The organism is Streptomyces tibetensis (assembly GCF_040647715.1).
Classification (GTDB): domain Bacteria; phylum Actinomycetota; class Actinomycetes; order Streptomycetales; family Streptomycetaceae; genus Streptomyces; species Streptomyces tibetensis_A.
Map to the genome: position 1 here is coordinate 354244 of NZ_JBEZCR010000005.1, position 13610 is coordinate 367853.

15 protein-coding genes and 1 pseudogene are annotated in these 13610 nt (G+C 73.3%); 12 read left to right on the forward strand and 4 right to left on the reverse strand.

Annotated features, from left to right (window positions below; all coding sequences use genetic code 11):
* The first annotated feature begins 189 nt into the window (after positions 1-189).
* The 5 genes from AB0B29_RS16020 to AB0B29_RS16040 all read left to right on the forward strand — a co-directional run bounded on the left by AB0B29_RS16020 (position 190) and on the right by AB0B29_RS16040 (position 5499).
* Positions 190-1683: an alanine racemase gene (locus tag AB0B29_RS16020; protein WP_362239434.1), complete on the forward strand. Its 1494-nt coding sequence runs from the start codon at positions 190-192 to the stop codon at positions 1681-1683.
* Complete coding sequence (locus tag AB0B29_RS16025) at positions 1680-2999, forward strand: pyridoxal-phosphate dependent enzyme (RefSeq protein WP_362239437.1); 1320 nt, start codon at positions 1680-1682, stop codon at positions 2997-2999. The genes AB0B29_RS16020 and AB0B29_RS16025 overlap by 4 nt, the downstream gene beginning before the upstream one ends.
* Before the next feature lie 5 nt (positions 3000-3004).
* Complete coding sequence (locus tag AB0B29_RS16030; RefSeq protein ID WP_362239440.1) at positions 3005-4201, forward strand: aminotransferase class V-fold PLP-dependent enzyme; 1197 nt, start codon at positions 3005-3007, stop codon at positions 4199-4201.
* A gap of 90 nt (positions 4202-4291) precedes the next feature.
* Positions 4292-5050 (forward strand): class I SAM-dependent methyltransferase, encoded by a 759-nt coding sequence (locus tag AB0B29_RS16035; RefSeq protein ID WP_362239443.1) that lies wholly within the window; start codon positions 4292-4294, stop codon positions 5048-5050.
* A 149-nt stretch (positions 5051-5199) separates the two neighbouring features.
* Positions 5200-5499: a hypothetical protein gene (locus AB0B29_RS16040; RefSeq protein WP_362239445.1), complete on the forward strand. Its 300-nt coding sequence runs from the start codon at positions 5200-5202 to the stop codon at positions 5497-5499.
* A gap of 31 nt (positions 5500-5530) precedes the next feature.
* Here AB0B29_RS16040 and AB0B29_RS37775 read toward each other — a convergent pair.
* Positions 5531-5668 (reverse strand): annotated as a pseudogene (locus tag AB0B29_RS37775) (ABC transporter ATP-binding protein); the annotation flags it as partial.
* 18 nt (positions 5669-5686) lie between these two features.
* Positions 5687-6139 (reverse strand): DUF6299 family protein, encoded by a 453-nt coding sequence (locus tag AB0B29_RS16050; RefSeq protein ID WP_362239447.1) that lies wholly within the window; start codon positions 6137-6139, stop codon positions 5687-5689.
* 246 nt (positions 6140-6385) lie between these two features.
* Between AB0B29_RS16050 and AB0B29_RS16055 the strand changes: the two genes are divergently transcribed.
* Positions 6386-6586, forward strand: coding sequence for a DUF5999 family protein (locus AB0B29_RS16055; protein WP_362239450.1), 201 nt, complete (start codon positions 6386-6388; stop codon positions 6584-6586).
* Between the two features lie 34 nt (positions 6587-6620).
* On the opposite strand, the gene AB0B29_RS16060 is transcribed toward AB0B29_RS16055, so the two are convergent.
* Both AB0B29_RS16060 and AB0B29_RS16065 read right to left on the reverse strand, forming a co-directional pair.
* Complete coding sequence (locus AB0B29_RS16060; protein ID WP_362239452.1) at positions 6621-7019, reverse strand: RidA family protein; 399 nt, start codon at positions 7017-7019, stop codon at positions 6621-6623.
* A complete protein-coding gene (locus tag AB0B29_RS16065; protein WP_362239455.1) occupies positions 7016-8200 on the reverse strand; it encodes an acyl-CoA dehydrogenase family protein in 1185 nt (394 codons plus the stop codon). The genes AB0B29_RS16060 and AB0B29_RS16065 overlap by 4 nt, the downstream gene beginning before the upstream one ends.
* Before the next feature lie 127 nt (positions 8201-8327).
* On the opposite strand from AB0B29_RS16065, the gene AB0B29_RS16070 reads away from it, so the two are divergent.
* From AB0B29_RS16070 to modB, 6 genes are all read left to right on the forward strand, one after another.
* On the forward strand, positions 8328-9938 hold the full coding sequence (locus AB0B29_RS16070; RefSeq protein WP_362239457.1) for an AMP-binding protein: 1611 nt from the start codon (positions 8328-8330) through the stop codon (positions 9936-9938).
* A gap of 15 nt (positions 9939-9953) precedes the next feature.
* A complete protein-coding gene (locus AB0B29_RS16075; RefSeq protein WP_362239459.1) occupies positions 9954-10766 on the forward strand; it encodes a PaaX family transcriptional regulator in 813 nt (270 codons plus the stop codon).
* A gap of 100 nt (positions 10767-10866) precedes the next feature.
* Positions 10867-10989, forward strand: a complete 123-nt coding sequence (locus tag AB0B29_RS16080; RefSeq protein ID WP_362239462.1) for a hypothetical protein — start codon at positions 10867-10869, stop codon at positions 10987-10989.
* Positions 10986-11777, forward strand: a complete 792-nt coding sequence (locus AB0B29_RS16085) for a ribonuclease BN (RefSeq protein ID WP_436845848.1) — start codon at positions 10986-10988, stop codon at positions 11775-11777. The genes AB0B29_RS16080 and AB0B29_RS16085 overlap by 4 nt, the downstream gene beginning before the upstream one ends.
* A gap of 146 nt (positions 11778-11923) precedes the next feature.
* Positions 11924-12739: a molybdate ABC transporter substrate-binding protein gene (gene modA / locus AB0B29_RS16090; RefSeq protein ID WP_362239465.1), complete on the forward strand. Its 816-nt coding sequence runs from the start codon at positions 11924-11926 to the stop codon at positions 12737-12739.
* Positions 12736-13587, forward strand: a complete 852-nt coding sequence (gene modB / locus AB0B29_RS16095; protein ID WP_362239467.1) for a molybdate ABC transporter permease subunit — start codon at positions 12736-12738, stop codon at positions 13585-13587. Before modA ends, modB begins: the two co-directional genes overlap by 4 nt.
* Positions 13588-13610: the final 23 nt, after the last annotated feature.

The following is a 13610-nucleotide window of genomic DNA, read 5'->3' on the forward strand; positions in this document are numbered from 1 at the left end:
ACGCCGCCGCCTCGCGCCCGGCGCGCGCCGCTGCCCCGCTCGTGATCCGCTCACACCGGCCGAGGCCCGGGCCCGGGCCTTACAGGGCGTAAAGCGACCGAAGAATGGATAGGGGTCATACGGTGATACGCGAGGAGTGTCCGACGGGCCCGGATGCCGGGTGCAGCGGCTTCAGGGGAGGGAGCGCGCATGGACGGCCGGCCCTTGCACGTCGGACCGCAGCCGGAACCCTTGTACCTCGAACCGCGGCTGGAGCCCCGGCTGAGCTCGCTCATGGCGGCGCACGGCACGCTGCACTCGCTCGTCGACGCGCTCGGCTCGCCCGTGCACGTCGTGGTGCCGGACCAGATCGCGGAGAACCTGGAGCGGTTCCGTTCGGTGTACCGCTCGCACCATCTGTCGGGGCAGGTGTTCTACGCCCACAAGGCCAACCGGTCCAGTGCGCTGCTGCGGCGGCTGGCCGCGACGGACGCGGGCGTGGACGTGGCGTCGCTGGGCGAGTTGCAGCACGCGCTGGGTGCCGGGTTCGACGCCGGCCGGATCACGGCCACGGGCCCGAAGAACCCCGAGTTCCTGTGGCTGGCGGCCCGTGCGGGGGTGACGGTCGGCGTCGACGCCGTCGCCGAACTGGAGCAGCTCGCCGCCCTGGTGCGCAAGCACGCGCTCGCGCCGGTGCGGGTGCTGCTGCGGCTGTCCGGCTTCGAGACGCCGGGGGTGAAGGTGCTGAGCCGGCGCAGCCGCTTCGGCACACCCGTACGGGAGTTGGAGCTGCTGCTGGAGGCGGTCGAGCGGCATGCCGACGCCGTCGATCCGGCGGGGGCGGCCTTCCACCTGGACACGACGAGCGTCGCGGAGAAGGCGATCGCCCTCGAAGGGTGCCTGGCCGCACTGGAGTTGTGCCGGAGCCGGGGGTTGCGACCGCGGGCCGTGGACGTCGGCGGCGGGTTCGGCGTCAGCTATCTCGCCGAGCGGGAGCAGTGGGAGGCGTACACGAGCGGGCTCACCGAGGCCGTGCTCGGCCGGCGTCCGCCGCTGACGTGGGGCGGGCACGGCTACGGGCTGCGCACCGAGTCGGGCACCCTGCGCGGCGCGCTCGGTCTCTATCCCGCCCACCGGCCCGTCGCCGGCGCCGCCTACCTGGACGAGCTGCTGGCCCAGCCCGCCCCTTCGCTCGGCGGACGCCCGCTGGCCGCGCTGCTGCTGGAGCACCTGTACGACCTGCACACCGAGCCCGGCCGGGCACTGCTGGACCAGTGCGGACTCTCGCTGGCGCGGGTCCTGGAGGTCCGTGACCAGGCGGCCGGTGGGCCCCTGCTCGTACGGCTGGCCGCCAAGGCGGACGACATCGCCCTGGAGGACCACGGCGTACTGATGGACCCGGTCGTCGTCCCCCGCGGCGGGGCCGGGCCGGGCGGGGGGCCCGTCGCCGTGCACCTCTTCGGCAGTCTCTGCCTGGAGAGCGACCTGATCACCCGGCGCCTGGTGTTCCTGCCGCGCCGCCCCGAACCGGGCGACCTGCTGGCCTTCGCCAACACCGCGGGCTACGCCATGGACTTCCACGCCACGCGCGCCCAGCACCAGCCCGCCGCCCGCAAGGTCGCGGCCTGGCGGGACGGCGACGCCTGGCACTGGTGCCTGGACGACCAGTTCTGGCCGATCACGCCCTCGAGGGGAGCCCCGTGAGGTACGAGAGCATCACCGAGGCGATAGGCAACACCCCTCTGGTGCGGATAGACCCGGCCGTGCACGGCCTTCGGAACATCGACCTGTACGCCAAGCTGGAGATGCTCAACCCGTTCGGCTCGGTCAAGGACCGGGCCGCCTGGAGCATGGCGGGCCCCCTGCTGGCGGAGGCGGTCGAACACGGCAGCCACGTCGTCGAGTTGTCCAGCGGCAACACGGCCAAGGCCCTCGCGGTCATCGCGGGCATGCACGGCCTGGGTTTCAAAAGCGTCACCAACCGGATGCGGGTGCCGGAGATCAAGGACCTCCTGCTGCTGCTCGGCGCGGAGATCGAGGAGCTGCCGGGACAGAGCGAGTGCCTCGACCCGACCGCCACGGACGATCCGCTGACCCTGTTCCACCGGACGCTGTCCGCCTCCGGCAGCGGCTGGCTGCACACCGACCAGTACTTCAACCCGCGCAACACCGAGGCGCATCTGACCGGTACCGGGCCGGAGATCGTCAAGGACCTGGACGGCCGGGTCCCGGACTGGTTCGTCGCCTGTGTGGGCACCGCCGGTTCCTCCACGGGGGTCGCCCGTGCCCTGCGCGAGGAGGACCCGTCGGTGCGGGTGGTCGGGCTGGTGGCGGCCAAGTCCGACTTCATCCCGGGGATCCGCACCATCGACGAGGTGCAGGAGGTCGGCCTGTTCGACCCGGACACGTACGACACGCTCGATTCGGTCCGCGCCGACGAGGCGATCGAGGGGATGCTGACCCTCAACCGCCGCTGCGGCATCCTCGGCGGGCCCACGGCAGGGGCGGCCTACTTCGGCGCGGTCCGCCATCTGCGGCCTCTGGACGAGGAGTCGGAGGAACGGCGGACCGCCGTGTTCATCGTCTGCGACCGGGTGGAGAGCTATCTGAGCTATGTCCGGCAGCGGCGCCCCGATCTGCTGGGCCGGCCGCCCCGGAAGAACTCGCCGGCCGACCTGTCCGACGCCGAGGTCGCCGGGGCACCGTCGGTCACCGTGGCCGACGCCCGGCGCCGGCTCGACACCGACCGGCCGCTCGTGGTCGACCTGCGCAGCCCGTACGCGTACGCGGCGCTGCACATCGACGGTTCGGTCAACATCGTCGACGAACTGTTCGCCGAACTCGTCCGGGGTGGCCTGCCGTTCAGCAAACGCCAGCCGGTGCTGCTGGCCTGCCCGGTCGGTGAGCAGTCCGCGCGGTACGCGGCACTGCTGACCCGGATGGGCCACCCCGACGTGCGCAGCCTGGCCGGCGGCATCATCGCCTGGCGGGACGCGGGCGCGCCCCTGGTGCGGGACTGACTGCCATGACCGCACCGCTCACCCGCGGGGATCCGCACCCGTGGCAGCGGGCGCTGCGCGCCCAGTTCCCCATCGTCACCGGGCATCCGGAGCTGGCGTACCTGGACAGCGCGGCCACGGCGCAGAAGCCGCAGGCCGTGCTGGACGCCGTGCAGAGGTATCTGACGACGTCCAACGCCAACTCCGGGCGCGGCACCTACACCTGGGCCAACCGGACCACGGAGCTGGTCGAGCGGACCCGTGAGCGCGTGGCCCGGTTCCTCGGGGACGCGCGACCGGAGCGCTCCGCCGTCCACTTCACGAGCGGCGCCACCGAGGGGCTGCGGACCGTCGCCCGCGACTGGCTGCCGGGTTTCCTGCGCGACGGCGACGAGATCGTCGTCCCGGACGCCGACCACCAGGCCAACATCGTGCCGTGGCTGGAGGCGCAGCGGCTGCTCGCCCGCGAGGGAGTGCGGGTGCGGGTGGTGCCGATGCCGTACCAGAGCGGCTCCGGGGACTACGACCACCGGGCGCTGGCCGAGCGGGCGGGCCCGCGCACCCGGTTCGTCGCCACCACCCATGTGCACCACGTGTACGGCGGCGACATGAACGTGCAGCGCATCCGCGAGGCCGTCGGCCCGGACGCGGTCATCTGTCTGGACGCCGCGCAGAGCGTCGGCCATCTCCCCGTGTCCGTGGCCGAGCTGGACGTGGACTTCGTCGTGTTCTCGGGCCACAAGGCGCTCGCCCTGCCCGGCTCCGGGGCGGTGTGGGCCCGGCAGGCGCGCGGGCCGGCGTTCGTGCCCGGGGGCTGGAGCGGCACCCCCAACACCGTGGGCATCGCCTCTCTCGAAGCGGCTCTGGACTGGCTGGACGCGGCCGGTGTCGACCGGATCGAGCGCTGGACGGCCGATCTCGCGACCCGCCTCACGGAGGGGCTGCGCCGGCTGGACACCTACGAGATCCTCGGCTGCCCGCTCAGCCTGGCCGCCGGCACGACCGTGCAGCGCCGCCGGGGCATCGTGACCCTGCGGCACCACGCCATCGACTCGGGCGACCTGGGGTTCATCCTGTTCAGCCACGGGTTCATGGTCCGCTCGGACCACCACTGCCAGGGTGACGCGGGCGAGAAGACCGGTTCGGTGCGGGTGAGTCTGCATGTGTACAACACCGTCGAGGAGATCGACCGGCTGTTGTCGGTTCTCGCCTCACTCTCGTGACACCGCCGACTATGCGTAATGGGAACCGTTTCCACCTGTAGGCTCTGACCGGCAGGAGTCAGGTGCGATACGACGAGGTGGCGCGACCGGATGGGGCTGAGTCTGGCGACGGCGGAGCGGTGGGTGGAGCGCTGGGAACTCCAGCAACAGCGGTACGCCGTCGACCGCGAGGAGCGGTTCACGGTGATCGCCGATGTCGTCGAGCACGCCACGGCCGGGTGCGCGAGGCCACCCCTCGTCGTGGACCTCGGCTGCGGGCCCGGCTCCCTCGCGGCCCGGCTGATCCGGCGGCTGCCGGACGCGGAGATCGTGGCGGTGGACCGCGACCCCCTCCTGCTGGAGCTGGGCCGCACCCACCACCCGGACGCGGCCCGCTACGTCGACGCCGAGATCGGCACGCCCGGCTGGACGTGGGCCCTGGATCTGGACCGGCCCCTGGACGCGGCGGTCTCCACCACGGCCCTGCACTACCTCGACCGCGACACCCTGCTCGCGACCTACCGGCAACTCGCCGTGCTGCTGCGCCCCGGGGGCGTCCTCGTCAACGGCGACCACCTCCCTCAGGGCGAGACGGGCCCGGCCGGGATCGCCGCCCACGTCGGGCGCTGCCGGGCCTCCCGGCAGCGCGTGTTCGCCCATGAGGACTGGGGCTCCTGGTGGGCGGCGGCCGGCGAGGACCCGGAGCTGACCGACCTGCTCGCGGAGCGCCGCCGCCGCCCGGCACCCGGCACCCGCCCCGCCGAACTCCCCGTCGCCGCCCACCTGGAGCTGCTCCGGCAGGCCGGCTTCGACAAGGCCGGCCCGGTGTGGCAGTACGGCGACAGCTGCGTGGTCGTGGCGGTGCGATAGCCGTGTGTCTCACCCGCGCGCCCCACACCGGGTGCGGGTGCGGGCGGACACTCCCACACTTCTCGCGGAGACCGCTCCGCGTCGACATCGCCCTGCCGGTCTCGGCGCAGGCCAGGCGAGCGGTCACGCGCCGACCCGAGGAGCCCCCCATGACCACCGCCGAGCACCCCACCCACGACAACCACGCGCACACCCACGGCGACGACTGCGGTCATCTCGCCTTCACCCACGGCGACCACACCGACTACGCCCACGACGGCCACATCCACCGGATGCACGAGGGCCACGTCGACGAGTGCGCCGACGCCGGCCACACGGTGCACCGCAACCACGACCACGAGCACGGCGACGCCTGCGGCCATCTGGCCGTACGGCACGGTGACCACACGGACTACGTGCACGACGGCCACCGCCACGCCGCCCACGAGGGCCACTGGGACGACCACTGACCGGGGGCGGCCGCGCCCGGGCCGCCGGGTCTCAGGCCAGGGCGTCCCAGTGGACGGCGCGGTCGCACCAGCGCTCCAGCAGGGTGCGGTCGTGGCCGACGGCCAGCAGGGCGGCACGGCCCCGGGCCGCGGTCAACGCGGCGACCGTCTCGGCGGGCGTCCCGGAATCGAACGCCCGCCGAACGGTTCACCGCCGCGCCGGGGCCTGCTGCAGGGTGACGTCCTGGTCCTTGACCGCGTGGAAGACGGGCAGCGGCAGGATGCCGAAGGAGCGCAGCTCCATCACGGCGGCCTGGACGTGGGCCGCCCCGGCCACCAGCGCGCCGGACGTGGCCCGGCCCGTGTTCACCCAGCGGTGCTCGGCGCCGTCGCACACGGCCCGGGTGCCGCCGATGCCGTAACGGGTCGTGGAGGCGCCCTGACTCACGGAGGAGCTGACGAAAACCGGGCCGCTGGAGCCGGCGCAGCGGTAGGTGCCGGACAGGGTGACGGTGCCGTCGGCTGCGATCTTGCCCACGGCGTCGACCGTCACGGAGGCGGTGGGTGCGAGGGCGGACGCGGTGGCGGGCGCCGCGCCCGCGCCCGTGAGCAGGAGCAGCGCGGCACCGGCCGACGCGCCGAGAAGGGGACGTAGACGCATGAGGGAAACCTCCCGGAATGGGTTGAGTTGCGGCTTCCACTCGTACCCGCCCCGCGGGCCCGGCGCCCGTCGGCCTCACCCCATCGGCGGCGCGTCCACCCCGGCCGTCGTGGAACCGTCCCGGGAATGTCCGGGGCGTGTCACGCTTCCCGCCGGGCCGTTCCCGTGGGTCCGGGACGGGAGGATGGTCTGTCTGTACGAGTCATACGAACCCTTCGGATGGCCCTACCGACGTGGAGGTGCGCCATGTGTGCCCACCAGCCCCAGTGCCCCGCGACCGACTCCCCCTCCCCCGCCGCACACGTCGTGGCGGCCCGTCCCGAGCAGGGCTGGAGCCTGCTGTGCGACGGGACGGTCGTCTTCGACGACACCGGCGAACTGCTCCCCGACGGGCGCGTCGTGCAGCCCCGCCGGGTGACGTCGGAGGGACTGGCCGTCGCGGCCTGACCCGGGCTCGCTGCACGGCGGCACGACGGTCCCGTTACGGCAGGACCGCGAAGCCGTCCAGCTCCACCATCGCCTCCGCGTCCCACAGCCGGACGACCTGGACGACCGCCATGGCGGGGTAGTCGCGTCCGGCCGCCTGCCGCCACAGGCGGCCCAGTTCGGGGGCGTGCGCGCGGTAGGCCTCGACGTCCGTGGCGTAGACGGTGACACGGGCGAGGTCGGACGGCGTGCCGCCGGCCGCGGTGAGGGCGGTCAGCAGGTTGGCGAGGGCCCTTTGGAACTGCTCGGGCAGGGTGCGGCCGACCACCTTGCCGTCGGCGTCGAGGGCGGTCTGGCCGGCCAGGAACACCACCCGTGACCCGGAGGCCACCACGGCGTGGGAGAAGCCGGCCGGCGGCGACAGCTCGGGCGGGTTGACGCGATCGGTGCTCACCGGGCCTCCTGACGGGCGTACAACTCCTTGGCGATGATGCCCCGTTGCACCTCGCTGGCCCCTTCGTAGATGCGCGGGGCGCGCACCTCGCGGTAGAGGTGCTCGAGCAGGTGGCCGCGTTGCAGGGCCCGGGCCCCGTGCAACTGGACGGCCGCGTCGACGACGTACTGCGCGGTTTCGGTGGCGAGCAGTTTCGCCATGGCGGAGCGCCGGGGCACGTCCGGGTCGTCCGCGTCGTACGCCGATGCGGCCGCGTGGACCATCAGCCGGGCCGCCTCGGTGCGCAGGGCCATCTCGGCGACCTGGTGGGCGACGGCCTGCAGGTCCTTCAGTCTGCCCCCGAAGGCGTCCCGTCCGGCGGTGTGGGCGAGGGTCGCGTCGAGGGCCGCCTGCGCCATGCCGACGGCGAACGCGCCGACGCTGGGGCGGAACAGGTTGAGCGTCCCCATGGCGACCCGGAAGCCGCGGTCGGGCTCGCCGAGCACGTCGTCGGCGGTCACCGGCACGGCGTCGAAGTCGAGTGCGCCGATCGGGTGCGGCGAGAGCATGTCGAGACCCCTGCCGGTCAGGCCCGGGCGGTCGGCGGGCACGAGGAAGGCCGTGACGCCCCGGGCCCCGGCACCCGGCGTGGTGCGGGCGAAGACGGTGTAGAAGTCGGCCTCGGGGGCGTTGGAGATCCAGCACTTCTCACCGGTGAGACGCCAGCGGGCACAGCCGTCGGGGGCGGCGGCGAGAGCGGTGTCCTCCGAGGCCCGGCCACCCTGTGGGCCGGTGTCCGTCTCCGCTCGGAGTTCGAGGGATGCCGCGTCGGATCCCGCGCCGGGCTCGCTCAGCGCGAAGGCCGCGATCGCCGCGCCGGCCGTCACCCGGGGGAGCCAGTGGGCGCGTTGGGCCTGCGTGCCGTACGCGTGGACCGGATGGGCGCCGAGGCCCTGGAGGGCCAGGGCCGTCTCGGCCTCCGTGCAGGCGTAGGCCAGGGACTCGCGCATCAGGCACAGGTCGAGCGCGCCCGAGGTGAACAGGCGTCCCAGCAGGCCGAGACTGCCGAGCTCGGCGACCAGGGCGCGGTTCACATGCCCCGGTTCACCTTTGTCGGCCAGTGGGCGGAGCCGCTCCGCGGCCAGGGCGCGCAGCTCGGCGCACCAGGCGAGTTGTGCAGGTTCGAGTGAGAATGCGGTCATCGCCGGTCCCTTCTCCGCCACCCTGCGTTCCGGCTGGGCCACTCCGAGGCTATCGCGGACCGTTGACTGTCGTCACCAACACGATACGCTCCAGGAGCGAGCCCACCACGCCAAGGGGGCGAACCGTATGAACCCACGGGGCACGGCCCACGTCGACACCTTCGCCCGGGACCATCTGCCGCCCCCGGACCAATGGCCCGAGCTCCGCTTCGACTTGCCGGAGCTGCACTACCCCGAACGGCTCAACTGCGCCGCCGAACTGCTGGACGGCCCGCCCGACGACCGCCCGGCGTTCCTCACCGGCACCGGCGAGCGGTGGACGTACGGCGAACTGCGCGCCCGCGTCGACCGCGTCGCCCATCTGCTCACCGGCGAACTCGGCGTCGTCCCCGGCAACCGGGTGCTGCTGCGCGGCCCCACCACCCCGTGGCTCGCGGCCTGCTGGCTGGCGGTGCTGAAGGCGGGGGCCGTGGCGGTGACGGTGCTCGCCCAGCAGCGCCCGCACGAGCTGAGCACGATGTGCGAGATCGCCCGCGTACGGCACGCCCTGTGCGACATCCGGGCCGTCGACGACCTCGCCAAGGCCGAGATCCCGGGCCTCACGATCACGACCTACGGCGGTGACGCCCCGGACGACCTCCTGAACCGCCCCGCGCCCGGCACCCCGTACACGGCCCTCGCGACGGCGGCCGACGACGTGGCGCTGATCGCCTTCACCTCCGGCACCACCGGCCGCCCCAAGGGCTGCATGCACCTCCACCGGGACGTCCTTGCGATCGCCGACACCTTCTCGCGGCACGTCCTGAGGCCCGGCCCCGACGACGTGTTCACGGGCAGCCCCCCACTGGGCTTCACCTTCGGCCTCGGCGGGCTGGTGGTCTTCCCGCTGCGGGCCGGGGCGAGCGCGCTGCTCCTCGAACAGGCCGGTCCCCGGCAGCTGCTGCCCGCCATCGCCCGGCACCGGGTCTCCGTGCTGTTCACCGCCCCGACGGCGTACCGCGCGATGCTCGACGAACTGGACGGGCACGACCTCTCCTCACTGCGCCGCTGTGTCTCGGCCGGCGAGAACCTCCCCGCAGCGACCTGGCAGGCCTGGCATGAGCGCACAGGCCTGCGCGTGATCAACGGCATCGGCGCCACCGAACTGCTGCACATCTTCATCTCCGCGGCCGACGACCGGATCCGGCCCGGGACCACGGGCGTGCCCGTGCCGGGCTGGCAGGCGCGCGTGCAGGACGCGGACGGCGAACCCGTGCCCGACGGGCAGCCGGGCCTGCTCGCGGTGCGCGGCCCGGTCGGTTGCCGCTACCTCGCCGACGCGCGGCAGCGGGACTACGTGCGCGGCGGCTGGAACGTCACCGGCGACACCTACGTCCGCGATCGAGACGGCTACTTCCGCTACGTCGCCCGCGCCGACGACATGATCATCTCGGCCGGGTACAACATCGCCGGCCCCGAGGTGGAGGACGCGCTGCTGCGGCACCCGGACGTGGTGGAGGCGGCGGTCGTGGGCCGTCCCGACGAGGCCCGCGGACAGGTCGTGCTGGCCTTCGCCGTCCTCAAGGAGGGCGCGGAACGCGACGCCGATGCGCTGCGCGCCTTCGTGAAGAGCGAACTGGCGCCGTACAAGTGCCCGCGGGAGATCGTCTTCCTGGACGCACTGCCGCGCACGGCCACCGGCAAGCTCCAGCGGTTCAGACTGCGTGCCCCGGGGGTACCGGAACGCGACCGGGAATGATCCGTACGACCTAAGATGATCAACGTGTCCGACCAGCATGCACCACGGTCTCTCATCGTCACGCTCTACGGCGCGTACGGCCGCTTCGTGCCGGGCCCCGTGCCGGTAGCCGAACTGATCCGGCTGCTGGCCGCGGCCGGCGTGGACGCTCCGTCCGTACGCTCCTCGGTGTCGCGGCTGAAGAGACGCGGACTGCTCGTTCCGGCCCGCACCGCCCAGGGCGCGGCCGGTTACGAACTGTCCCCGGACGCCCGCCAGTTGCTCGACGACGGCGACCGCCGCATCTACGCCTCGGCCCCGCCCGAGGACGAGGGCTGGGTGCTCGCGGTCTTCTCCGTGCCGGAATCGGAGCGGCAGAAGCGGCACGTGCTGCGCTCCCGGCTGGCCGGGCTCGGCTTCGGCACGGCCGCTCCGGGGGTGTGGATCGCGCCGGCGCGGCTGTACGAGGAGACCCGGCACACGCTCCAGCGGCTGCGGCTCGACGGGTACGTCGACTTCTTCCGCGGTGACCACCTCGGGTTCGCCCCGACCGCGGAGGCTGTCGCCCGGTGGTGGGACCTGGCGGCCATCGCCAAGGAGCACGAGGCGTTCCTCGACCGCCACGCGCGCGTGCTGCACGACTGGGAGAAGCGCGAGGACACCCCGCCGGAAGAGGCCTACCGGGACTACCTCCTCGCGCTGGACTCCTGGCGCCATCTCCCCTACGCCGACCCGGGCCTGCCGTCCGAGCTGCTCCCCGCCGACTGGCCGGGGGTCCGCTCGTCGGCCGTGTTCCGGGGGCTGCACGAGCGGCTGCGGGACGCGGGGGCGGAGTTCGTGGGGCTCTGACACCCGCGGGCGCCGCCCGGATTGCCGCGTCCGCTCCGCTGTGGAACGGTCGACGATGTCCGTGAATGGACGGAGCACGCGGCGGGAGGCGGACCGAGGAATGACCGTCACCACACCGTCGAGGACGGTGAACGCCCGCCTGGACCGGCCTTCGAGGACGGTGAACGCCCGCGCGGACCGGCTTCCGGAAGCGGCGGGCGTCGGCGCGGACCGGGTGCCGTGAGGCGGCTGGGCCGCTCGCTGCACGGCGGGTGGCACCGGGCCGGCGCCCACACCCTCGTGCGGCAGGGCCGCGACCTGGAGTTGATGCACCGGGCCACGGGTTTCGCCACGCTCGCGCTGGTCACCCTGGCTCCGCTGCTGATCGTGGTCGCCGCCGCCGACCCCCTGGGGCGGGGTGGTTTCGCCTCGTGGCTGGCCGACGGGATGGGGCTGTCCGGGCGGTCCGCGCGGCTGCTCACGGACATCATCAGCCCGCCGCGCAAGGTCATCGGCACCACGAGCGTGCTCGGCGGGGTGGCGCTCGCCGTCTTCGGTATCGCCTTCGGCGCGAGCGTGCAGAACGGCTACGAGCGGATCTGGGGCCTGCCCTCGGGCCCGTGGCACCGCGTCTGGCGGCAGGCGGTGTGGATGATCGCGATGACCGTGTACCTGTACCAGGAGGTGCAGACGCGCGGCCTCGTCTCGGGCTCGGAGCGGATCGCGCTGAGCTCGGCGTCCGGGGTGCTGTTCTTCTGGTGGGGGCAGCGCTTCCTGCTGGGCGGGCAGGTCCGCTGGCGCGATCTGCTCCCGGGGGCGCTGGCCACCATGCTGGGGCTGGGCGGCCTGCGCATGTTCTCCTACTTCGTCTTCACGCCCCTCATCGTCAACAACGCGATCAGCTACGGAGCGATGGGCGTCGTCCTGGTCGTGGAGTCCTGGCTCATCGGCGTGGGCTACGTCGTCTACGGCGGGGCGCTCCTCGGCCGCTGGGCCCTGGAGCACCACGGGCACCGGCGCCGCACGGAGTAGCCCCGCCCCGGCCGGCCCCGACCGTAGGAACTCACATGCCACCCCTAGGGATTCCTGCCCCTGCTCATGCGAACCCACAGGTGGGTTTCTCCTCGCATCTGCGGCATTATCATCGGCGCAGACCCACCCGAGGGAGCAGACCCGTGATGACCCGTACCGTGCGCCGGACCCGCCGCCCGTTCCCGTTGGCCGCGGGGGGAGCCGCCGCCCTGCTGGCCCTGAGTGCCTGCTCGTCGTCCGGCTCGGATTCCTCGGCGAAGCCGGACTCCTCGGGGTCGGGCAAGCTCTCCGGCGAGGTGACCGTGTTCGCCGCGGCCTCGCTGAAGGAGAGCTTCACGACGCTGGGCAGGCAGTTCGAGAAGGAGCACCCGGGCACGAAGGTCACCTTCAGCTTCGGCGGCAGCGACTCCCTCGCCGCGAGCGTGACGGGCGGCGCTCCGGCCGACGTGTTCGCGGCGGCCAGCCCCAAGACCATGAAGATCGTCACCGACGCCGGGGACGCCTCGGGCGCGCCCGCGACCTTCGTCCGCAACGAGCTGGAGATCGCCACCCTGCCCGGCAACCCGGGCAGGATCTCCTCGCTGAAGGACCTCACCGAGCCGGGCCTGAAGGTCGTGCTGTGCGACAAGGAGGTGCCGTGCGGCGCCGCAGCGCAGAAGGCCCTCGAGGCGAGCAAGCTGAAGCTGACGCCGGTGTCGTACGAGCAGGACGTCAAGGCCGCGCTGACGAAGGTCGAGCTGAAGGAGGCCGACGCCGCCGTCGTCTACAAGACGGACGTGCGCGCGGCGGGTGACAAGGTGGCGGGCGTGGAGTTCCCCGAGTCCGCCGATGCCGTCAACGACTATCCGATCGCCCTGCTCAAGGACGCGCAGAACGCCGAGGCGGCCAAGGCGTTCATCGCGCTGGTGCGGTCCGCCGAGGGCCAGAAGGTCCTGAGCGGGGCCGGGTTCCTCAAGCCGTGACGCTCCCGACCGACAAGCCTCGCGCCGTGGCCGCCATCCTCCGGGGCGGTCCGCGTCGCCGGCGCGTCCGCCCGGGAGTCCCGTTGCCGCTGCTGGTCCCCGCGCTGCTCGGCCTGGCCTTCCTGGTCGTGCCGCTGGCCGCCCTGCTGGTGCGGACCCCGTGGCACAGCCTGCCCGCTCAGCTGACCAGCCCGGACGTGTGGCAGGCGCTGAGGCTCTCCCTGATCTGCGCGACCCTGGCCACCGGCGTGAGCCTCGTCATCGGCGTGCCGCTGGCCTGGTTGCTGGCCCGCGTCGACTTCCGCGGCCGCGGCCTGGTGCGCGCCCTCGTCACCCTGCCCCTCGTCCTGCCTCCGGTCGTCGGCGGTGTCGCGCTGCTGATGGCGCTCGGCCGCAACGGCATCGTCGGGCAGTGGCTCGACTCGTGGTTCGGGGTCACCCTGCCCTTCACCACCGCCGGGGTCGTGATCGCGGAGGCGTTCGTGGCGATGCCCTTCCTCGTGATCAGCGTCGAGGGCACCCTGCGGGCCGCCGACCCGCGCTACGAGGAGGCCGCCGCCACCCTGGGCGCCTCCCGCCTCACCGCGTTCCGCCGCGTCACCCTGCCCCTCATCGCCCCGGGCATCGCGGCCGGAGCCGTGCTGGCCTGGGCGCGGGCGCTCGGCGAGTTCGGCGCGACCATCACCTTCGCCGGCAACTTCCCCGGCCGCACCCAGACCATGCCCCTGGCCGTCTACCTGGCCCTGCAGAGCGACCCGGAGGCCGCGATCGCCCTCAGCCTGGTGCTGCTCGCGGTGTCGGTCGCGGTGCTGGCGGGGTTGCGCGACCGCTGGATGCGTGCGGGATGACCGAGACCCACTGGATGCGTGCC

What these genes read in the sequence shown, in the direction of transcription:
- modA (WP_362239465.1), top strand. Translation starts at nt 11,924, where the DNA reads ATGACCCGTACCGTGCGCCGGACCCGCCGCCCGTTCCCGTTGGCCGCG.
- AB0B29_RS16020 (WP_362239434.1), top strand. Translation starts at nt 190, where the DNA reads ATGGACGGCCGGCCCTTGCACGTCGGACCGCAGCCGGAACCCTTGTAC.
- AB0B29_RS16040 (WP_362239445.1), top strand. Translation starts at nt 5,200, where the DNA reads ATGACCACCGCCGAGCACCCCACCCACGACAACCACGCGCACACCCAC.
- AB0B29_RS16075 (WP_362239459.1), top strand. Translation starts at nt 9,954, where the DNA reads ATGATCAACGTGTCCGACCAGCATGCACCACGGTCTCTCATCGTCACG.
- AB0B29_RS16050 (WP_362239447.1), bottom strand. Translation starts at nt 6,139, where the DNA reads ATGCGTCTACGTCCCCTTCTCGGCGCGTCGGCCGGTGCCGCGCTGCTC.
- AB0B29_RS16030 (WP_362239440.1), top strand. Translation starts at nt 3,005, where the DNA reads ATGACCGCACCGCTCACCCGCGGGGATCCGCACCCGTGGCAGCGGGCG.
- AB0B29_RS16055 (WP_362239450.1), top strand. Translation starts at nt 6,386, where the DNA reads ATGTGTGCCCACCAGCCCCAGTGCCCCGCGACCGACTCCCCCTCCCCC.
- AB0B29_RS16065 (WP_362239455.1), bottom strand. Translation starts at nt 8,200, where the DNA reads ATGACCGCATTCTCACTCGAACCTGCACAACTCGCCTGGTGCGCCGAG.
- AB0B29_RS16035 (WP_362239443.1), top strand. Translation starts at nt 4,292, where the DNA reads ATGGGGCTGAGTCTGGCGACGGCGGAGCGGTGGGTGGAGCGCTGGGAA.
- AB0B29_RS16070 (WP_362239457.1), top strand. Translation starts at nt 8,328, where the DNA reads ATGAACCCACGGGGCACGGCCCACGTCGACACCTTCGCCCGGGACCAT.
- AB0B29_RS16080 (WP_362239462.1), top strand. Translation starts at nt 10,867, where the DNA reads ATGACCGTCACCACACCGTCGAGGACGGTGAACGCCCGCCTGGACCGG.